The organism is Nocardia iowensis, assembly GCF_019222765.1.
GTDB lineage: Bacteria > Actinomycetota > Actinomycetes > Mycobacteriales > Mycobacteriaceae > Nocardia > Nocardia iowensis.
This window is the reverse complement of record NZ_CP078145.1, coordinates 1,973,712-1,993,245: the sequence shown is the minus strand read 5'-3', so window position 1 is coordinate 1,993,245 and position 19,534 is coordinate 1,973,712. Positions and strand designations below refer to the sequence as shown.

The 19,534-nt window shown below is 66.1% G+C and carries 18 protein-coding genes; 9 read left to right on the top strand and 9 right to left on the bottom strand.

Annotated features, from left to right (window positions below; all coding sequences use genetic code 11):
• Positions 1–7 precede the first annotated feature (7 nt).
• Positions 8–640, bottom strand: coding sequence for a TetR/AcrR family transcriptional regulator (locus KV110_RS08990; protein ID WP_218475063.1), 633 nt, complete (start codon positions 638–640; stop codon positions 8–10).
• 116 nt (positions 641–756) lie between these two features.
• Between KV110_RS08990 and KV110_RS08985 the strand changes: the two genes are divergently transcribed.
• Positions 757–1,212 (top strand): nitroreductase family deazaflavin-dependent oxidoreductase, encoded by a 456-nt coding sequence (locus KV110_RS08985; RefSeq protein WP_218478278.1) that lies wholly within the window; start codon positions 757–759, stop codon positions 1,210–1,212.
• A 3-nt stretch (positions 1,213–1,215) separates the two neighbouring features.
• Here the strand turns inward: KV110_RS08985 and KV110_RS08980 are convergent, their stop codons facing one another.
• Entirely contained in the window at positions 1,216–2,115 is a 900-nt protein-coding gene (locus KV110_RS08980) for an SDR family NAD(P)-dependent oxidoreductase (protein WP_218475061.1), read from the bottom strand.
• Between the two features lie 268 nt (positions 2,116–2,383).
• Between KV110_RS08980 and KV110_RS08975 the strand changes: the two genes are divergently transcribed.
• Positions 2,384–4,432, top strand: a complete 2,049-nt coding sequence (locus tag KV110_RS08975; protein WP_218475059.1) for an MMPL family transporter — start codon at positions 2,384–2,386, stop codon at positions 4,430–4,432.
• 242 nt (positions 4,433–4,674) lie between these two features.
• Positions 4,675–5,781 carry an IS701 family transposase gene (locus KV110_RS42030; protein WP_425518155.1) on the top strand — a complete coding sequence of 369 codons (1,107 nt, stop codon included), beginning with the start codon at positions 4,675–4,677 and terminating at the stop codon, positions 5,779–5,781.
• Between the two features lie 148 nt (positions 5,782–5,929).
• On the opposite strand, the gene KV110_RS08965 is transcribed toward KV110_RS42030, so the two are convergent.
• From KV110_RS08965 to KV110_RS08955, 3 genes are all read right to left on the bottom strand, one after another.
• Positions 5,930–6,397 carry an NUDIX hydrolase gene (locus KV110_RS08965; protein WP_218475056.1) on the bottom strand — a complete coding sequence of 156 codons (468 nt, stop codon included), beginning with the start codon at positions 6,395–6,397 and terminating at the stop codon, positions 5,930–5,932.
• A gap of 125 nt (positions 6,398–6,522) precedes the next feature.
• Positions 6,523–8,250, bottom strand: a complete 1,728-nt coding sequence (locus KV110_RS08960) for an ABC transporter ATP-binding protein (RefSeq protein ID WP_218475054.1) — start codon at positions 8,248–8,250, stop codon at positions 6,523–6,525.
• A complete protein-coding gene (locus KV110_RS08955; protein WP_218475052.1) occupies positions 8,247–10,037 on the bottom strand; it encodes an ABC transporter ATP-binding protein in 1,791 nt (596 codons plus the stop codon). Before KV110_RS08955 ends, KV110_RS08960 begins: the two co-directional genes overlap by 4 nt.
• Before the next feature lie 257 nt (positions 10,038–10,294).
• Between KV110_RS08955 and KV110_RS08950 the strand changes: the two genes are divergently transcribed.
• Complete coding sequence (locus tag KV110_RS08950; protein ID WP_218475050.1) at positions 10,295–10,924, top strand: TetR/AcrR family transcriptional regulator; 630 nt, start codon at positions 10,295–10,297, stop codon at positions 10,922–10,924.
• 73 nt (positions 10,925–10,997) lie between these two features.
• Here the strand turns inward: KV110_RS08950 and KV110_RS08945 are convergent, their stop codons facing one another.
• Entirely contained in the window at positions 10,998–12,551 is a 1,554-nt protein-coding gene (locus KV110_RS08945; RefSeq protein ID WP_218475048.1) for an acyl-CoA carboxylase subunit beta, read from the bottom strand.
• A gap of 530 nt (positions 12,552–13,081) precedes the next feature.
• Between KV110_RS08945 and KV110_RS08940 the strand changes: the two genes are divergently transcribed.
• Entirely contained in the window at positions 13,082–14,584 is a 1,503-nt protein-coding gene (locus KV110_RS08940; protein ID WP_218475046.1) for an MFS transporter, read from the top strand.
• Between the two features lie 37 nt (positions 14,585–14,621).
• Positions 14,622–14,903, top strand: coding sequence for a hypothetical protein (locus tag KV110_RS08935; RefSeq protein WP_218475044.1), 282 nt, complete (start codon positions 14,622–14,624; stop codon positions 14,901–14,903).
• 72 nt (positions 14,904–14,975) lie between these two features.
• On the opposite strand, the gene KV110_RS08930 is transcribed toward KV110_RS08935, so the two are convergent.
• Positions 14,976–15,593, bottom strand: coding sequence for a hypothetical protein (locus tag KV110_RS08930; RefSeq protein WP_218475042.1), 618 nt, complete (start codon positions 15,591–15,593; stop codon positions 14,976–14,978).
• 186 nt (positions 15,594–15,779) lie between these two features.
• On the opposite strand from KV110_RS08930, the gene KV110_RS08925 reads away from it, so the two are divergent.
• The 3 genes from KV110_RS08925 (at position 15,780) to KV110_RS08915 (ending at position 18,148) form a co-directional block, all read left to right on the top strand.
• A complete protein-coding gene (locus KV110_RS08925) occupies positions 15,780–16,466 on the top strand; it encodes a VanZ family protein (protein WP_246634418.1) in 687 nt (228 codons plus the stop codon).
• Entirely contained in the window at positions 16,463–17,506 is a 1,044-nt protein-coding gene (locus KV110_RS08920; RefSeq protein ID WP_218475040.1) for a methyltransferase, read from the top strand. The genes KV110_RS08925 and KV110_RS08920 overlap by 4 nt, the downstream gene beginning before the upstream one ends.
• 258 nt (positions 17,507–17,764) lie before the next feature.
• The gene (locus tag KV110_RS08915) at positions 17,765–18,148 is read left to right on the top strand and encodes a VOC family protein (protein WP_218475039.1); all 384 of its coding nucleotides are present in this window, start codon (positions 17,765–17,767) and stop codon (positions 18,146–18,148) included.
• Positions 18,149–18,157: 9 nt separating this feature from the next.
• Here KV110_RS08915 and KV110_RS08910 read toward each other — a convergent pair whose 3' ends face one another.
• Entirely contained in the window at positions 18,158–18,682 is a 525-nt protein-coding gene (locus KV110_RS08910; RefSeq protein ID WP_218475037.1) for a VOC family protein, read from the bottom strand.
• A gap of 99 nt (positions 18,683–18,781) precedes the next feature.
• Positions 18,782–19,462, bottom strand: a complete 681-nt coding sequence (locus KV110_RS08905) for a maleylpyruvate isomerase family mycothiol-dependent enzyme (RefSeq protein WP_218475035.1) — start codon at positions 19,460–19,462, stop codon at positions 18,782–18,784.
• Positions 19,463–19,534 lie beyond the last annotated feature (72 nt).

Here is a 19,534-nt window from a genome sequence, read left to right as displayed (position 1 = left end):
CGGACGACTATGTCGCAATTCCGTGCAGCAACAAATCCAGCGCCTCTTCGGCCAGCTGCGATTCGCCGCCGTCGATCCGTGGCGCCGGCGTGGTCGGCGACAGCAGATTCACTTCCATCAACCCGCCGATGAGGCCGAGAATCGACCAGGTGACGAACACCGGATCCACGGCCCGGAACGCGCCCGATTCCACGCCCGCCGCAACGACTTTGTGAATCGGCCGATAATGCGCGTTCAGATAGGCCTCGGCGACGGTCGCGTGATATTTGGCATCGACGAACCTGGTCACATCGTGCATCAGCTCGATGCCCCGGCCGCGCGCCGGCTCGTGCATCAGCCAATGCACTGCCACGTGCAATTGTTCGGTCGGTGATTCCTGGGCGCTGATCACCGATTCCAACGCGGTGCGCGCCTCGGTCAGTGAGCGATTCAGAATCGCGACGAACAGTTCCTCTTTCCCATCCGGAAAATGGTGGTAGAGGCTTGGTTTGGAGAGCCCGACCTCGGTCGCGATCGCGTGCAACGAGACGCCGCGGTAGCCGAGCCTGGTCAGGTGCGCTTCGGCGACGTTCAAGATCTCTTCGCGCTTGGGCACCTCGCCGCGGCCCTTCCGAGCGGATGATCTCCGCATGTCAGCCATGGAAATTATGGTACTACCTAACGTTCGGTCGGGCAAGTAGACTCTAGTCATCGCGGCACCGCAACCGGTGCCGGGCAGATCTCGATCACCCAGCGCGAGAGGGGAATCGGAGCATGATGTCGAAGAACAATGGCCTGCACATTCCGCGTGGCTTCCGGCCGATGAACCGGATCGTCATCGGGCTACAGAAACTGGGCCTGCGCATGGGCAACACATTCACCGTACTGACCGTTGTAGGACGAAAGTCGGGGCAGCCGCGGACCACGCCGGTCACTCAATTCACGTACCAGGGCAATCAATACATACTCGGCGGTTTCCCCGGTGCGGCATGGGTGCGCAATGTTCGCGCGGCGGATACCGCCGTGCTCGCCAACGGACGACGCAAGCGGACCGTCCGGCTCATCGAACTTCCTGCCGAGGACAGCAAGCCGATCCTGCGGGCATTCCCACAATTGGTGCCGGCCGGGGTGCGAATAATGATCAAGGCGGGCGTGGTTCGCGAAGGAACCCCTGCGGAATTCGAGGCACTCGCCGGTCGGACGCCGGTATTTCGCGTCCAGCCGGTCGACTGATCGTCACACACCGATCCCGTACTTGCGCAACAGTTCGAGACTCTGTTCCCAGACGTCGCGCTGATACGTGGTGTTGTAGCTGTCGAGCGAGGAAGCGCGCTGATGACGCCCGGAGAAGTAGCATCCGCTGACACCGGCGAGCTCGGGGTCGGTGATCAGGCGCGCGAGATTGCCGCCCGCGGCGGCCACCGTCGATACCCCGGGCAGCGGAATGGCCAAGCGGTACACGGTATTCCACAGCAGCCGCACGGTAGCCGTGGCGTCGCGGGCCGCATTCGTCGCCGGGACCAGCCCTGGGTCGAACGCGTTGATCGATATTCCCTCCTCGGCGTACCTGCGCGACAGCGCATAGGCGGCCATGACGGAACACAGCTTGGCGGTGGTGTAGCTGCGCTGCGCGGACCGGTGCTCGGGTTCGTTGCCATCGATCGGAAAGGCCAGGTCGGCCACCGAGCACAGGCGCGGCGGCGCCATTCCGCTCCACACCTTCGGGTCGTGCGCCCCCGAGGTCACCAGGACGATCCGGGACGGCCGGGCCAGCTGATCGAGCAGCAACTGGATGAGCGCGAAATGGCCGAGATAGTTGACCGCGAAGGATTCCTCGATGCCGTCCGCCGTATATCTGCGGTGATTGAGCTGCACGCCCGCATTGCAGACCAGTGCCCGGATCGGCGGCTGCGATCGCAGCTGCTGGGTGAACTGCCGGATGGACTCGAACGAACGCAGATCCAGCACGGCGGGTTCGGCACTGATGCCCCGCGCGGCGGCCGCGGTCCGGCGCTCGTCGGTCCCGGTGATGATGACCTTGCCCGGAAAGGCCTCGGTCAGCTTGCTCGCGCAGGCGCGGCCGATGCCACTGGTACCACCGGTCACGACCACGGCGCCATGTTGTTCTGCTCTCACCCTGCCGACTGTGCCCCGGTGCCGGGTGCGATCCAAGATGTGCCGCGAATTTCCGGTACAACTTCCGCACAACTCGACCACCCGACCTACCGTTAGGTCGTATACTTGAGCCTGTCCGGGGTCCGGCTCGGCGCGCAGTTCCACCACCCGTGATGAGACTCGCACCGGCACGTCCCGCGAGGAGGTGCCGCGGCTGCACCCCGGTCACCGGCGCGCGACAGCGGTGTCGCGATGTCACTGGGGAAACGATTCGGGCAGGAGCACGCCGATGCGGATTCGAGCACTGCTGGTAATCGGGGCGTGGCTGGTCCTGGTGGTCCTCGCCGCGCCGTGGGTCATCGGGTTGAACGATGTGAAGTCGAATCGGGAGATCGACTTCCTGCCGGAGACAGCACAATCGACGGCGGTCAAGAACATCGAGGAACAACTGCCGGGCGGCACCGAGAACGTCTTCCTGGTGGTGTACGTCCGCCAGGGTGGTCTCACGCCGGAGGACCGCGCGGTCGCCGAACGACAGCGTGCGACCCTCGTCGAGAAGTACGGACCGGCCATGCCGATCCTCGCCTCGGACGACGGCGCCGCACTGCAATACACGCTGTCGGTGCCTGCGGACCGGGGCAATCCGGCGGACTACATCGCCGACCTGCGCGCGCAGCTCGCCGACCGACCGGACGGCGCGAGCGTTCAGGTGACCGGACCCGGGGCGTTGAGCGCCGATTTCCGGAATGCCTTTGCGGGCGTGGACGTTCAGCTGCTCGTCGCGACCACGCTGGTGGTGATGGTGATCCTGCTGCTCACCTACCGCAGTCCGGTGCTCTGGCTGGTCCCGCTGCTGGCCGTCGGTGCCTCGTACGCCGTATCGCTCGGCGTGGTGTACGCGCTGGTGAAGATCTTCGATATCACCGTGAACGACCAGAACGCGTCCATCCTGCTGGTGCTGGTGTTCGGTGTCGGCACCGATTACGCACTGTTGCTCGTCGCGCGCTATCGGGAAGAGCTGCACCGCGAAACCGACGTTGCCGCCGCGATGATGACGGCGTTGCGCCGGGCGGCCCCGGCCATCGCGGCATCGGCGGCCACCGTGGTGTTCGCCCTGCTGTGCCTGCTCGCCGCGGATATGAACAATATGGCGGCCATGGGGCCGGTGGCCGCCGCGGGCATCACCTGCACGCTGGCCGCGATGCTCACGTTCTTCCCCGCGCTTCTGATCCTGTTGGGGCGCAGGGTGTTCTGGCCGTGGATACCGCGGGCGGGGACCGAGCGGGTGACCGGCTCGACCATCTGGCATCGGGTCGGCGATCTGGTCGCGCGCCATCGCGTCGCGGCGACCGTCGGTGCGCTCGTTGTGCTCGGTGCGCTCGCCGCGGGCTTGCTCGGCCGGACCGATGCACTCGACCCGGCCGATCGATTCGTCGACACACCCGAGTCGGTGACCGCGCAATCTCTTGTCGCACAGCACTTTCCACAACATGCCGGGGTGCCGATGACGATTGCGACGCCCAGCGAGACGCGGGATCGGGTGCTCGCCGCGGTGCGGTCAGACCGCGGTGTCGCCATGGTCGCGCCGGGCCGATCCGGCGCGGAGTTCAGTGAAATCATCGCTGTCCCAGCCGATCCACCGGGTTCGGCCGGTGAGCGAGCGACGATTCAGCGCCTACGGGCCAGCCTGCCCACCGTCGCCGAGGGCGCGGTCGTCGGCGGGCCGAGCGCGGCGACACTGGACTCCGAGGCGGCATCGCGTCGCGACGAACGAGTGGTGATTCCGCTGGTGCTCGCGGTGGTCACGCTGATTCTGGGGTTGTTGCTGCGGTCGATCCTCGCACCGATCGCGTTGGTGCTCACGGTAGTTGCCTCGTTCGGTTCGGCCATCGGGGCCAGCGTCTGGATATTCGAGCACCTCTTCGGATTCCGCGGACTAGAGCCCGCGTTCCTCCTCATGACATTCCTGTTCCTGGTCGCACTCGGGGTCGACTACAACATCTTCCTGATGACCAGGGCCAGGGAGGAAGCCCGACGATTCGGGACAAGGCCAGGCGTGCTGCGCAGTCTCGCCGTGACCGGTGGCGTGATCACCTCCGCCGGTGTGGCTTTGGCGGCGACGTTCGCCGTGCTGACGACGACCCCGCTGGTCGGATTGGTGCAGGTCGGTTTCGCCGTCGCCTTCGGCGTCCTGCTCGACACGTTGCTGGTACGCACCGTGCTGGTGCCCGCACTGACGCTGTTGGCAGGCGATTGGACATGGTGGCCCTCTCGCCTGCCCGCCCCCACCGCCGGGTCGGCCGACGAGGTGCCCGAAACCACGCCCGCGAAAGCCTGACCTTGTTTCCCCGGTACCCGCGGAAAGGCGGCCGTTGCGCCACCTCGGCCGCAGGCAGGCCGGGCGCAAACGTCGCGGTACGCGATGCCGAAAGATCATTTCGAAGATCGTTTCGGGAATTGAAAAAGTTGTCCTGTCAAGCCGTCGCGACCGACTGCCAACCTGTCGGAAGACCCCAGAGTTCACCTCGACTACCGCACTTTTCCGGGCCGCCACGACCCGACCGTCCGTAAGGTAGAAACATGGGGGCAGATGATCACCGTTTGGATACCTTTGAACTTAACTTTCATAAAGTGGCCGATATAACCGCCTCGCACTTCACCCGCCCGGAGCCACGAAATCGCGCATTACAGTATGTTCGCGCGCTGGCCGATCCCGAGGTGCGGAAAACCGCCAATGGGATAGCCAACTCACTCGGCGAGAAGCGGGCGGACGGGCTGCAGCGAATGCTGAGTTCCGCGGCATGGGACGCGGATGCCGTGCGTGACGCATTACAAGCCCACTTGCTCGGGGGGTCCGCCGGTAATGTCCGGGTCTTCGGTGCCGCGGAGTACAACTTCATCAAGAAGGGCGCCAGCTCGGTCGGTGTCGGGCCGCAGTATTCGAGGAGAACCGGGCGTCTGGAAAACTGCCAAACCGGACTCTTCGTGGTGCAAACCGGAAACGGTGCAGACCTGATCGCCGACCGCGAATTGTATTTGCCGGAATTCTGGCTGAAAGACAAGCTGAAATGTTGCCGAACAAAGATTCCGCACACCGTCAGATATCGGAGCAAAGAAGAATCCATCATGGCGATGATGCGGCGCATCAAGCAGATTCGCTGGTATTGTGACGACTGGTTCGTCTGCACCGAACCGCTCGACGGAAAACAGCTCGCCACAAGTCTGGAACACGACGAGATACCGTATGTCCTGCAACAGCCCAATTGCCTCCAGCAGCTCCGAATGGCGGGTGTCAGTATGGATTTGCTGACCCGGCCGTCGTGGACCCAGTGGGTGGAAAAGGGTGCCGTACACAGCCAGTGGCTGCGTATCCGAATACCGGATTCCGAGGTCCGGCCCATGCGCCGCTGGCTACTGGTCGAACGGGTGCTCCCCCGCCGATCCGACAAGCTCCGCACCTACCGATGCTTCGGCCCGGAACACACCGATCTGGAAACCTTGGTGGCCGTAGCCCTCAACGGCGGCTCCGCGGCCCGCACCCTCGCCGCCGCCTGCGAATCCGTAGGCCTGGACGCCTACGAGGTACGCCAATGGCCGAGCTGGTACCGCCACATCACCCTGGCCATGCTCGCCCACTTCTGCTTGAACTCCGCCCCCGCCACCGCCCAACCCGCCAAGCCCGCGTGAGTCCCGGTCGGGACTGAGGCAGACGCCGTATTCGAGAGCACCGAGCATCCGGTCGGTGCCCCCGTGTACGCGCGTATCCCGCAGGGCGCAAGCAACTTCCACCTCCGCGACCCGCAGACACTCAGCGTGTCTGTGTGGCCCTCGCACCTCAGTGCTGGATCAGGCCGCCGACCGGAACGGGAGCGACGTGGCCGGTTGCCGGAATGCTCCGCGCCAGGGCGAGGCCGATATCCACCAGCGACGACCGGCGTAGGCGGTCGACGTCGGGGATCGGAGTCCAGGTCGGCGCGGCGGTCGCACCGTTCGGCTCAGGCCGGAGTCGGCCGCCGGTGACCCGGACCTGGTAGAAAATGCCGACGTTCTGGTGTTCGGCTCCGGCGCGCGCGGCAGCGGCGGGGATCACTCTCGAGTCCACGCCGAGCAGGCGTTCGACGATCCCGTGGTAGCCGGTTTCCTCGGCGAGTTCCCGCGTCACCGTGTCGAACGGATCCTCCGCGTGCTCGACCTTGCCACCTGGAAGAGTCCAGTTGGTTTCGCCGCTCTGCGGAACGTGACGGGCGAGCAGGACCTGACCGTCCTGGATGCATACCGCATACGCCGCCAACCTCAAACTCATCCGATGACCTCCGCCTACCTACGGTTCTGCCGAATGTAGCCGTGCCACAGCATCGTCGACGATCCTGCGGCCCCGGCGCGCGGTGTCCTGGAGTCGAGCATGGCCGCCGCCGGAGACCAGGCCCGTCAGGTTCGATCTGTGTGTCCACTGCTGACGGCGGTGGAGATGTTCCAGAAGTCGGCGTAGCGGCCGCCTCGATCGAGCAGGTCGTGGTGCGTGCCGTCCTCCACGATTCGGCCGTTGTCGAGGAACACGACGCGGTCGGCGGTTCGGACGGTGTGCATGCGGTGGGCCACCAGCACCACGGTGCGGCCTGCCATCAAGCGTTCGATGCCCTGGTGGACGGCGGCTTCGTTGATCGGGTCCAGGGCGGAGGTGACCTCGTCGAGCAGGACGATGGGAGCGTTCTTCAGCAGGGCGCGGGCGATGGAAACGCGTTGGCGTTCACCGCCCGACAGCAGTGCGCCGCCTTCGCCGACGTCGGCGGTCCAGCCGCCGGGGAGTCGTTCGATCACCTCGTCCAGGCGTGCCGCTGTCGCGGCGGCGCGGACTTCGGCGTCGGTGGCTTCGGGGCGGCCGAGCCGGATGTTGTCCTCGATCGTGCCGTCGAAGAGGTAGACATTCTGGAAGACGATGGCGATCTGCGCCATCAGGGTGCTGGTATCGATGTCGCGGACGTCGACGCCGCCCACCCGGACCGCGCCCTTGCTCACCTCGTGGAAGCGCGCGAGTAGTTGGAGCAGGGTGCTCTTGCCCGCGCCGGAGGGTCCGACGATCGCCACCCGCTGGCCTTGCGGCACGGTCAGCGTCAGACCGTCGATCACGGTGCGGTTGCCGTGCCGGAAGGTGACGGCATCGAACTCCAGGTCGTGGTGGTGCGGCTGGATGGGGTCGGCGGGCTCGGGCAGCGGCTCGGTGCGCAGCAGCGCGTCCAGTCGGGTCAATTGGGCTCGCGCGCTGCGGAGTTGGCCGCCGATGTCGGCCAGCGACAGCAGGGGTTCGGCGCAGCGGGCCGCCAGCACCAGGATCGCCAGGACCTCGGCCGCGCCGATGCTCCTGCCCAGCGCGAGATAGGCGCCCATGGCCAGCAGCACGGTGAACATCGCCTGCACGGTGAGCGTCAGGCCGACGATGCCGGGCAGAGCCGACAGCGCCGATCGCCGGGAGGCACGCTGGATTCCACGTAGCGAGTCGTCGAGCAGATCGAAACGTTCGACGGTGCGGCCCCCGGCCCGTAGCACCGGCTGGGCTTGCAGGTATTCGATGACCCGGCCGGCCGCATCTTGGTCGCGTTCGTGGCGTTCGGCGTCGGCGGTGGCCATCGCACGTCCCGTCCAGACTTGGACCGCCGCCACCAGCGGGACGGCGACCAGTGCGGCCAGCCCCAGCTGCCAGTTGAACGCCAGCAGCACAACAACAATCGTCAGCGGAGTCACCGAGGCGGCGACGAACGGTGCGAGCAGGTGCGCGATCACGCTCATCGCTTCCAGCACGCCCCGGCTGGCGAGCACCGACACTTCGCCGACGCGGTCGGGGCCGTACCAGCCGATGGGCAGCCGGGCCAGGTGGTCGCCGAGCCGGTGATAGGTGCCGCGCAGCAGCGTGGTTCCGGCGCGGAAACCGGCCAGGTCGCTGAGATAGCGCAGGACCGCGTAGACCGCGACCGCGGCGGCGAACGCGATCAGCCACGGCCAGGCGGCTGCGGGATTGCTGCCGAACAGTTCCCGGAGCACCGGGACCAGCAGTGCGTAGGACAGGCCCTCCAGGACCGCGGTGGTGGTCATCAGGGCCACAGTGCGCCGCACCGGTCCGGCGTACTGATTGCCCAGCACGCGCAACAGCATTCGGATCATGACAACTCGTCTCCTCGATGGGACCGCCAGAACGCGGCGAACTTGCCCTGGCCGGCCAGCAACTGCGCGGGTGCGCCGCGCTCCGTGATCACCCCGTCGTCCACCATGACGACGGTGTCGGCATCGGCGATGGTCTCCAGCCGGTGGGCGATGACGAGGATCGTCCGATCGCCCCGCAGGCTCGCCATGGCATGCCGCACCGCCTGTTCGGTCTGCGGATCCGCGAACGCGGTCGCTTCGTCCAGCACCAAAACGGGGGTGTCGGCCAAGAGCGCGCGGGCGAGGGCAAGGCGCTGTGCCTCACCGCCCGACAGTCCGGCCTCCTCGCCGAGCACCGTGTCGTAGCCGTGCGGCAGCTCCAGAATCCGGTGGTGAATGCCCGCCAGCGTGGCGGCGCGGACCAGCTGCTCGCGGTCGGCACGCGGGACCGCCAGCGCGATGTTGTCGGCCACCGACGCGCGCAGCAGGCGAACATCCTGGAAGACGAAGGAAACCAGTTGGTAGAGCTGCCGACTGCCGATCTCGCGCAGGTCGACACCGCCCAGGGTGATCGTGCCGTGCGTCGGGTCGAAGAACCGCGGAAGGAGCTGGACGAGTGTGGATTTGCCGCTACCGGACGGTCCGACGAGCGCGGTGACCGTGCCCGGCTCCAGCACCAGATCGATCCCGCGCAACACCTCGCGGTCGGCGTCGTAACCGAACCGGACATCGCGCAACTCCACCCGATGTCCTCGCGGCGGGACAGGGTGAGCGGGTTCGGGCAGCGGCTCGACGTTGAGCACGTCCCGGATCCTGCCGACCGCGCGGCCTGCGGCCTGCATGTCGTCGAAACCATGGCCGAGCGCCGCGACCGGAGCGGTCAGCCCCAGCCCGAGCAGCAGGAACGGCAGCAGATCGGCAGCGGCCATCCCACCGCTGGTTATCCGGGCCGTGCCACCGAGCAGCACGATCAGCAGCACGAACGGCGGCGACAGCGCCAGCTGCATCCCGGCGGCGATCGGGGAAAGACCGCGCGCCCAGCGCAGGAACGTGTCGGCGAAATCGTCTACCGCCGTGCGGAACCGGCGGTGCGCGCGGTCGCCGCCGCCGAACGCCTTGACCACCGCGATGCCCTGCACGAACTCCACGACCGAGTCGGCGATCCGCCCCATCGCCGCGTCGAATTCGCTCTGCTCGCACTGTCGGGTCGAGGTCATCATCAACGGGACCAACGCCACCGCCAGCACTACCGGAACCAGCGTGATCAGCGTGAGCCGCCAGTCGACGGTGAACAAGTAGACCAGCGAGACCAGCGGCACCACGAACGCCGACACCAGCTCGCCGGGCGCGTGGGCGATGAACGGATGCAACGCACTCACATCGTCGCTCACCACCTTGGCCAGCTCACCCGTCCGGCGCTGGGAGAACCAGCCGATCGGCACGCGCCCCAGTCGCCCGGCCAACTGCCGGCGGAACGACAGCTGCACCCGGCCGTCGAGCACGTGCCCGAGCCCGGACGAAGCAGCCGTGAACAGGAGCCGGACGAACAGGCCGGCTGCACCGAGGACCACCGTGAACCAGACACGACCGTGATCGATCGGGCCGGTCGACAGCAACGCGCGGCCTAACTCGACCACTGCCAAGAACGGTGCCAGACCGGCCACGGCACCGATCACCTGGAGGACGACCACGGCGGCGAAACCGCTGGCGTGGGGGCGTAAGAGCGCTGCGAAACTTTGTTCCGCGTCGCGGACGGTATCCGGTGGAGCGGAACGCTTTCTCGTCTCGGCAAGGTCGGTCGCGGTCATCGCGCTCTCGTCTCGGACAGCTCGGCTCGATGTGGTCTGCCGAGACGGCCGTGGTGGTTCGTTCGCATGCCACGAGTCCTTCCGGGTGAGTTCAGTCGGGTGATTCAGGGAGGCCAGAGCGCCGCCGGGACCAGGAGTAGGCCCCATTGAGAAAGTCACTCTCTGTAGAAAGCGACTGTACGAGACCGGTTACAGACAGTCAATGTCTAAACGACAGCAACGTTCTTCAGAAAGTGACTTCCTGATAATCTGCTCTCATGACCGGACTTCGCGAGCGCTGGCGGCTCAAGGCAATGCACACCATCCAGGAACGCGCCCTGGATCTGTTCGACGCGAAGGGGTTCGGCGCCGTCACCATCGAGGAGATCGCGGCCGCGGCCGAGGTCTCACCGTCGACGGTCTACCGCCTCTTCGGCACGAAGGAAGGGATCATCGTCGCCGACGAGTTCGACACCCTGAACGCGGAAGAAATCGAGGCAATCGTGGACCCTCGCGACCCCATCGGCAGCCTGATCCGCTCCGTCCGCGCCGACGAATCCGCACCCGAGCGCACGCCGGATTCCCCGGACGCAGCCGAAGGCACGCCGGTCAACAGCGGCCCGTGGCGCCGGGTCCGCTACCACTTCACCGAACCATCGGTGCGGATGGCCGCCTGCGCCTCGGCCGACCGCACGAGCCAGCGGCTCACCCCACTGATCGCGTCGACCGGACGGCTGACCGAAACACAGGCTCGCGTCGCCACCAACGCCCTGGTCTTCGGCTACTTCGCCGCCCTGGAACAGTGGTACCTCGACGGCGGCGACCGCCCCATCGCCGACTACGTCGAGGAGGGCATGCGCCCACTACGCGCGATCTGGCCGTCCGCCGAGCCCGAAAATCGAGCGTGACGGCCGCGCTCGACCTACCCCCACAGGCTGGCGCTGAGTCGTCACCCGGCACTGGCCGCGGTGAGATCCACTCTCACATCGGGTACACCGGATGCTTGCGGGGATTGAACCCCGGTTTGACCGGTGGCTTGTCGCGCAACAAGCGCAGCGCGTGCCGGATCTCCAGGCGGGTGCGCGCGGGTTCGATGACGGCGTCGATGTAGCCGCGTTCGGCGGCGATCCACGGGGTGGCGATCGTCTCGTTGTAATGGTTGACCATGAACTCGCGCGCGGCTGCCCGCTGCTCTTGCGGTACCGCCGCCAATTGCCGCTTACCGATGAGGTCGACCGCGCTTTCGGCGCCGATCACCGCGATCCGGGCCGTCGGCCAGGCGAAACTGATATCGGCGCCCACCTGCCTGGCCGCCATCATGCCGTATGCGCCGCCGTATGACTTGCGCACCACGAGGTTGATGATCGGCACCGTGGCCTCGATGATCGCGCGCGGGACCCGGCCACCGCGGATGATCACGCCGTTGGCTTCCTGCTCGAGGCCCGGCAGCACGCCCGGGGTGTCGACGACGAATACCAGCGGAATATTGAACGCGTCGCAGAGCCGGATGAAGTAGGTCGACTTGTCCGAGCAGGCGGCGTCGATGGAACCACCCAGTACCAACGGTTGATTCGCGATCACACCGACCGGGTATCCATCAACCCGAGCGAATCCGGTGATCAGGTTCGGCGCGAACGCGGCGCGCACCTCGTGGAATTCACCGTCGTCGAAGATCCGCAGCAGGATCTCGTGCATGTCGTACCCGGCGCGATCGGAATCCGGGATGATCGCGTCGAGCTCCCGATCGCTAGCGGTGATCTCCGGCTCCAGGCCCGGATTCACGACCGGCGGCTGCTCGAGGCAGCTGGTCGGCAGGTAGCTCAGGTACCTTCGGGCCCAGTCGTAGGCTTCTTGCTCGTTGTCTGCCACGTGGTGCAAGGTGCCGCGTTTGGCCTGGACCTCGGCGCCACCGAGTTCCTCGGCGGTGATGTCCTCGCCGTTGACGGCTTTGATCACCTCCGGCCCGGTAACGAACATGTAGGAATCCCGGGTGCCGATGAGCACGTCGGTGTTGATGGGGCCGTAGACCGAGCCCGCGGCGCATTTGCCGAGAATGATCGACACCTGCGGCACATAGCCGGAAAGTCTTTCCAGCACTCGGGAAATATCACCGAACGAGGCGATCGAGCCCACCGCGTCCTGGATACGCGCACCGCCGGAATCATTGATCGTCACCACCGGGCACGCGTTGTCGAACGCGAACTGCAGCGCCCGCATGAACTTTCGGGCAGAGGTGACACCGACCGACCCGCCGTACACGGTCTGATCGTGGGCGATCACCACCACCGGACGGCCCCCGATCAACCCTCGACCGGTGACCAGCCCGTCTCCGTAGAGGGCGTCCGGTTGGTCGGGCTGCCGAGCCAGGGCGCTGGTCTCGATGAACGTCCCGCGGTCGAGCAGCATGTTCACCCGCTCGCGGACGCTCGGAACGCCCTTCTTCGCTCGCTTGGCAATACCGGCCTCACCTGCCGGTTCCGTAGCGATCGCCAGGATCTTGACCAATTCATCGAGCTTCGCCTTGGTATCTACCACGCTCGCCGCCACCTTCCCTACCAACTGTCGTGCCCTGGCGACGTTAAGCGGTGTGAACGCGAGAACGCGTGTAGCGCCGCCATATGCGGGACAGGTCACAGTCGGGGGTCGATTCGTATGGCATTCCCAACAGCCCGCGCATGGGCCGATGCGTGCCTCCGTGTGTCCCCTTCGGCGCGCTGCCCGCCGGTCGTCCTCGCGGAGGACATCTGGCGTGCGCCGGGTCCAGGGAGTGGCGTACCGTGGTCTAGTCCCTGCACCGAAGATTCCTTCGGCGGCAGTTCGGACTCCCTAGTTCTTTCGGTAATGGATTCGAGGTGGTGACTTATATCCCAGGCCATGTAGCCGTCCGTGTGCCCCCACGTCCTGATTTCTGAACGTGTCCGGGGGCGGACGTCGCGCTGGCCTGAGTTGCGTCACCCAATCTTGCTTTCTGTCATTTCCGGGTGCAGCTCTGCCGACTGCCCCGGGTTTCGTGTTTCCGTGCGGCGGACGGCGAGTTCCCCGATTCCTGAACCAGGAGTCCTACCGTGAATTCCCCTGCGCTCGACAACGAGTCCGAGCACACCCCCGAGCCCTCGGCTCATACCCCGTCCGCCGCGTCGTCGAAGATGACAACGGCCGCCAAGATCGCCCTCGCGGTCCTGCTGACCGGCGAACTCATGAACATCCTCGACGATTCGGTCGTCCTCACCGCCATCCCGACTCTCCAACGATCGCTCGGCGCCGGACCGGCCGCGGTGCAGTGGCTGACCGCGGGCTACGCGCTGACCTTCGCCCTCGGGCTGATCACCGGTGGCAGGCTCGGCGACATCTACGGCCGACGCAAGATCTTCCTGCTCGGCACCGCCGGGTTCACCCTCGCCTCGCTGCTGTGCGGCAGCGCGGCCGACCCCGGCATGCTGATCGCCGCCCGCGTGCTCCAAGGCGGTGCAGCCGCGGTGATGATCCCGCAGGTCCTGGCTACCTTTCACGTCACTTTCGACGGCGAGAACCGCAGCAGGGCCTTCGGCCTCTTCGGAGCGGTCCTGGCGATGGCCAACGTCCTGGGTCCGGTTCTGGGCGGCGTGCTCACCGAGGCCGACCTGTTCGGATTGTCCTGGCGGCCGATCTTCCTGATCAACGTGCCCATCGGGCTCGCCGTGATCATCCTCGGACGCAAGTTCATCACCGAGTCGACCGCGGCGAAGGCCGACCGTCTCGACCTCGCGGGCGTGCTGCTGTCCGCGATCGCGATGGTGCTGATCGTGTTCCCGCTCACCGAGGGCCACGCGCACGGCTGGCCGCTGTGGAGTTTCGCCATGTTCGTCGGCGGCCTGCTCATGCTCGGCGTCTTCCTGCGTCACCAGCAGCGCCGCAAGGACGATGCCCCGCTGGTGGTGCTGTCGCTGTTCAAGGGCAAGCAGTTCTCCGGTGGTTTGTCCGCGCAGCTGATGGTGGGCCTGCTGTGCGGCCTGTTCTTCATGACCTGGACGCTGTACCTGCAGCGCGGCCTTGGCATGAGCCCGCTGATGGCAGCCATGGCGTTCGTGCTGCTCTCTCTCGGCGAACTGGCCGGTGCGATGACCGCGACGAAGACCGCCGGGCGCTTCGCGCGGCGCCTGCCTCAGACCGGAGCCCTGATCGCCCTCGCCGCGATGATGGCCTACGGGCTCCAGATCAGCGGCGGGCGGTCCGACCTGACCCTGCTCGCGATGGCGGTCCCCGTTCTGCTGCTCGGGTTCGGTCTGGGCTTGATCGGCGGACCGATCGCTGACCTGACTCTGGCGAAGGTCCCGCACGGCAGCGCCGGTTCGGCCTCGGGCCTGTTCAACACCGCCTTACAGCTGGGCGCCGCCTTCGGCGTCGCCCTGACCGGGCTCGTGTTCTTCGCCGCCACTGGCGGATCCCCCGACGGGGCGCTCAACCGCGACGCGTTCACCGGCGTGCTCTGGTGGGTCGGCGGCACCTTGGCCGTGCTGTGGGCCTTGATGTTCTTCCTGCCCAAGCACCCGAACAGTCCGGCTGAACAAGCCAGTGCGGGCGGCCGGTGATGCTCCGCTGTCGGTGGGCGCTCGTATGGTTGGACGCATGACCGACATCGCTCCGCTGGCCGCATCCACCCGGGCGGCGTTCGGCGACCCGGGCGTGCATGCCGTTGTCCGGGCCGGGCGCACCGTGCACGCGGTCAGCCTCGGGCAATGGGTCGGCGATGAAGAAGTGCCGGAGCTGGTGTGTCACACCGGTGTGTCCGGGTGGTCGCCCACGGCGTTGGAGCCGACCCGCGCCGAGATCACCTGCGCCCGGTGCCTGCGCCGACTCGGCGGGAACAACATTGACGCACAACAGCTTCCGCTGTTCGACGCGAGCTGACGTAGCTCTTACACCGCATCAGCGACCAATGCGTATGCGATCAACATGAGCACAGCTCCGGTTGCGCGAGTGCTATGCCGACTTGAGATCAATCGGGAGCCAGGGTTTCAGAGCGGTGCCGAATGCACCGAGTTTTTCGGCCCAGAAGTCGCGCCTGTGGTCCTCGGCCTCCTCCCCCGCATACTCGGGTTGCACCCGGACGTTCTCGCCATAGCCTGAGACGATCTTTTTGGCGGTGGCGACATAGTCAGCGTATTTCTCCTCGTCGGCGACAACCGCACAAATACCGCGCTGCACCTTCTCGGTGTACTTACTGTCGCCGAATGCCGCTTTCCATATCTTTCCCACGATATCGTCCGGACGTGCCGGATCGCCGAATTCGACGTAGAAGTTCTTGAGCTCCTTGTTCAGCTCGTCACGGACTTCGCCCAGGTCGTCATGGGTGCACATCGCCTCGCCGATGTAGTACATCTGGTTCGGGGTAATCATGCTCCTGGCCTCTGGGAATTTGACCCCGGGGATTTCGACGAGGATGGATCGGTACATGGCACCTTTATCCTTGTCCGGTTTGGCGGTTTTGACCGGCCCACTGGGCAATCCAGGCCCCCCAGCCCCCGCTACCTGCGGAAACACTGCCGCCAGCACAGTTACCGACGACACCACCACGATACGAAAAGTGGTTAACCTCATTACAGACCACCCTTTCTCGCCGTCCGGACAATCGATCACCCGGACAACATTCGTTGCGGCCGACCCGTCTGGATGGGTCGATCGGACCGGGCGATCAGTTCACAAAGAGGTAGCCATGGGCATTGCCCCTGTTGGCGGCCGAGCGATAACAGATGCGCTCGTGCGGGTGCGGTAGGGGTTTTGTGGATGATTTGTGGAGCCGGGCTGTGGCGCAAGGGGTTGGGGGAGACTGGCGGGGTGGACGGGACGTGGCAGGCTTGGGGTGGGGTTGTGGTTGTCGCGATCGGCGCGATACCGGTTGCGGGTGTGGCGGCGTGGTGGCTCGCTCGGTGGCGCGGGTGGCGGGTCGCGCTGTGCGATGTGGGGATGGTGACGGGTACGGCGCCGTGGTTGTGGATGATTCTCACGCCGAATGGAACCGGGCGTTCGGTGAATCTTGTGCCGCTGCATGATCTGGCGGAGCAGCTGGCCGACGGCCGGGTGATCGAGCAGTTCGGCGGGAATCTGCTGGTTTTCGCCGCACTCGGTTTTCTGTTGCCGGTGCGCTGGTCCTGGTTCGCCCGCTCGTTCCGCATCCTGCTGGTGGGCGCCGCGGCTTCGATCACGGTGGAAACTGTGCAGTTCACCCTCGCCATCGGGCGTCACTCATCCGTCGACGACGTGCTGCTGAACGCGGCCGGTGCCTGCCTGGCGAGCCAGCTCTCGCGACCCTGGTTGGCGTCGCACACCGCCGGGGTAGCTGGGGCGGTGGGCCGAACGACCGCCCTGATCCGTCGGGAACATTCGTCCAATACAAGCGCTGCCGACTCGGCGAAAGTTGGGCACGCGCCGTGGCATACGGCACCCGCCGACACCGAAGGGGACGCACCATGACAGACAACGACATGACGAACACCCAGGACGCCCGTGATCTGATCGAGCGACTCATGTTCGGCAGCATGGCCGCGCAGACCGTTCGCGCGGCCATCCGGTTACGAGTAATAGAGCTGATCGGCAACGAGGAGCGGGCGGCGGTCGACGTGGCCGCCGATACCGGAGCCGAACCCCAGTCGATGACCCGGCTGCTGCGTGCTTTGGCAAGCCTCGGCCTGCTACGTGGGCACACCGCGGGCTCCTTTTCGGTGACCCCTGCGGGCGCCTTGCTGGACGCCAAGCGGCCCGACTCGCTGATCGCACTGGTACGGATGTTCACCGAGCCGGCGATCCTACGTGCCTGGGAGCAGTTGGACGACAGTGTCCGAACCGGCGACATCGCCTTCGACAAGGTCTTCGGGAAGGACTTCTTCAGCTACTTGGCGGAACTTCCCGACCTGTCCGCGGAGTTCAACGCCGCCATGAGCCAGGCCGCCGAGGAGACGGCCGCCGCGCTCCCACAGGCTTTCGACTTCGGTCGGTTCAGCACGGTCACCGACGTCGGCGGCGGCAACGGCACCGTGCTCAGCGGTGTACTCCGCGAACACCCGACCCTCACCGGCGTCATCTACGACACCGAGGAGGGCTTGGCCCAGGCGCCGACGACACTGGAGCAACACGGGCTCACGACGCGCTGCTCCCTGGTCGCGGGCGACTTCTTCCGCTCGGTTCCCGAAGGTTCCGACCTCTACCTGATCAAGAGCGTCCTGCACGACTGGACGGACGAGCAGGCAGTGACAATCCTGACCCACTGCCGCGCGGTGCTGCCGCCTACGGGACGCATCCTGATCGTGGAGCCAGTTCTGCCCGAAGTTGTCGACACCGAAACCGCCGGAAGCACCTACCTCAGCGACCTCAACATGATGGTGATCGTTGGCGGCAGGGAACGGACGCGGACCGACTTCGCGGAACTATGCCGCAAGGCGGGTTTGGCCCTGACCTCGGTGACCCCGCTGGCCGAGGCCCCTCCGTTCAGCCTCATCGAGGCAACACCCGCATGACCGCGGGCTGCCCCACTCGGCCGGGGCCGCCGCCTTGACCACGGTGCCGCCCGCAGCCGCCGCGGCGCGCATCACCTCGTCCACCGCGTCCCGGGAGTCGGTGATGAAGTGGAACGAGGAGCCGCGGAACCCGGAGCCCGACGCGGAGACACCGGCTTCCTGTGCCACCGCGTCCCATTCGTGGAGCGCCAGTGACGAAGAACCCTCGCCCAGACTGCAACGGTGGCAAGACGGGCGGCTCGGCTACACCATTGGTTCGTGTCCGTTATCCGTGACTTGGTGTTCGACTGCCGCCACCCCGCCTCGCTTGCCCGGTTCTGGGCGGCTGCGCTGGACGGCTACAACGTTGCCGCATATGACGAGGCCGAACTCGCACGTCTACGCGCCGTCGGGATCGACGATCCGGAGGACGACCCCACGGTGCTGGTCGAGGCAGGTCCGGGCATCCGACCCCGCTTGTTCTTCCAGCTCGTCCCGGAAACCAAGGTGGTCAAGAACCGGGTGCACCTGGATCTGGCGAGCGATGACCCGGCGGCAGAGGTCGAACGGCTGGTCGCTCTGGGTGCTCGGGTGTTGACCGAACATCCGGAACACGTCGTACTCGCCGATCCGGAAGGAAATGAGTTCTGCCTGCTCGGTTGACGCCAGTTGTCAGGTGCGGGTTGCACCCGAGACATCTTGTGCGGCAACGCCGTTCAGGTAGGTCTGCGCGGCTTCGGCGAGGTATTCGTCGGCGGCACCGCTGAGGTAGACGGCATTTCCCGGACCTGCTCGGCCGATATCGACCAACTCCAGACGAACACCGTCGGCGGTCAGGTGGTAGCAGAACGGCGCATCGGCGGTGTTTTCGTGTGCCGAGACCAGCAGGGGCAGGCCATCGCCGGTCAAGCGCTGGGACTCCTGGGGCACGTTGTCGGCCCAGAGGCCGAGGTGATGCAGGCCGGTTTCGGCCCAAATGGTGTCAGGGACTTGTTCCAGCAGTTCCAGGTAGGGCGGCCCCTGCTTGGAGTAGACCATCCAGGGCGTGATGGTGACGGCCTTACCGTCGGCGAACACATCGCTGTTCTGTTTGATCGGCGCGTGCCACTCCACGCCGAGCTTGCCGAACTCGGCCATGGCGTGCGCAAGATCTGCGACGACGATTCCGACGTGATAGCTGGGAAGCAGCGTAGGCATGGTCACTCCGTTCGATCGGGCGCCGCGCTGAACGATCTGCGTGCGTCAGGGGGTCTATAGCCGCAACTATATAATAAGAACGATCGATCGTATAGATATCTAACCGTTTGACCCGACGCCAGCAAGTAGCCGGGCGGTCAGCGCGCGAACGCCCTCACCGGTCACCCTCTCCAGCCCCGCGGGGCGGCCGGTGACCAACAGCAGGAGCGCCTTGATGGGTCCGCAAACCTCGGCGCCGTCGCCGAAAGACCAATCGATATCGGTGGCGCGCAAGGCAAGTCCGTCGAGGCGATGTCGGTTCCATACCGGCCAACCGCAGCGTGCCGCCGTGGTGGCGCCGGTGGCGGCCGCGTCGGGTGGAAGTTCGATGGAGCAGCCCAGCGGGATGGCGATATCTTGGCCGTGGACCATCGTGTCGAAAAGGATGTTGCGGTAGTTGGTGGGGCCGGGGAGTTTTCGCGACGAAGCATGGGTCCGGATCATCGAGACCAGCTCTCCGGGCGGGCGGTCCGCGGCTTGCACGGTGAGGTCATCGATGAGGCGGTTGTAATTCCCACGTGCCCGCAGACCTGCGACGAACAGGGTGCCGAGCGACGGCGGCTGGGGAGTCAAGGCGATGTGCGCGGCGACGTCGCGGATCCGCCACCGCGCACACAACGACGGCAACTCCCACTCCGCGAGTGCCAGCTCGGCGAGCAGGTCGGCGATGGCGCGCCGCTGCTGCTCGATTACTCGCCAGCTGGCTTCTCGGTCGAGCTGCCATGGGGGACGCGCCGACATCGGACACCTCCGGTAACATTAGTCAGCATCACTGACTAAGATAGTCAGTCTATCGTACTACTGTCAAGGAGC

Excerpts from the sequence above, each read along its gene's own strand:
- KV110_RS08990 (WP_218475063.1), bottom strand. The coding sequence starts at position 640 with ATGGCTGACATGCGGAGATCATCCGCTCGGAAGGGCCGCGGCGAGGTG.
- KV110_RS08985 (WP_218478278.1), top strand. The coding sequence starts at position 757 with ATGTCGAAGAACAATGGCCTGCACATTCCGCGTGGCTTCCGGCCGATG.
- KV110_RS08975 (WP_218475059.1), top strand. The coding sequence starts at position 2,384 with ATGCGGATTCGAGCACTGCTGGTAATCGGGGCGTGGCTGGTCCTGGTG.
- KV110_RS42030 (WP_425518155.1), top strand. The coding sequence starts at position 4,675 with ATGGGGGCAGATGATCACCGTTTGGATACCTTTGAACTTAACTTTCAT.
- KV110_RS08965 (WP_218475056.1), bottom strand. The coding sequence starts at position 6,397 with ATGAGTTTGAGGTTGGCGGCGTATGCGGTATGCATCCAGGACGGTCAG.
- KV110_RS08960 (WP_218475054.1), bottom strand. The coding sequence starts at position 8,250 with ATGATCCGAATGCTGTTGCGCGTGCTGGGCAATCAGTACGCCGGACCG.
- KV110_RS08955 (WP_218475052.1), bottom strand. The coding sequence starts at position 10,037 with ATGACCGCGACCGACCTTGCCGAGACGAGAAAGCGTTCCGCTCCACCG.
- KV110_RS08950 (WP_218475050.1), top strand. The coding sequence starts at position 10,295 with ATGACCGGACTTCGCGAGCGCTGGCGGCTCAAGGCAATGCACACCATC.
- KV110_RS08935 (WP_218475044.1), top strand. The coding sequence starts at position 14,622 with ATGACCGACATCGCTCCGCTGGCCGCATCCACCCGGGCGGCGTTCGGC.
- KV110_RS08930 (WP_218475042.1), bottom strand. The coding sequence starts at position 15,593 with ATGAGGTTAACCACTTTTCGTATCGTGGTGGTGTCGTCGGTAACTGTG.
- KV110_RS08925 (WP_246634418.1), top strand. The coding sequence starts at position 15,780 with ATGATTTGTGGAGCCGGGCTGTGGCGCAAGGGGTTGGGGGAGACTGGC.
- KV110_RS08920 (WP_218475040.1), top strand. The coding sequence starts at position 16,463 with ATGACAGACAACGACATGACGAACACCCAGGACGCCCGTGATCTGATC.
- KV110_RS08910 (WP_218475037.1), bottom strand. The coding sequence starts at position 18,682 with ATGCCTACGCTGCTTCCCAGCTATCACGTCGGAATCGTCGTCGCAGAT.
- KV110_RS08905 (WP_218475035.1), bottom strand. The coding sequence starts at position 19,462 with ATGTCGGCGCGTCCCCCATGGCAGCTCGACCGAGAAGCCAGCTGGCGA.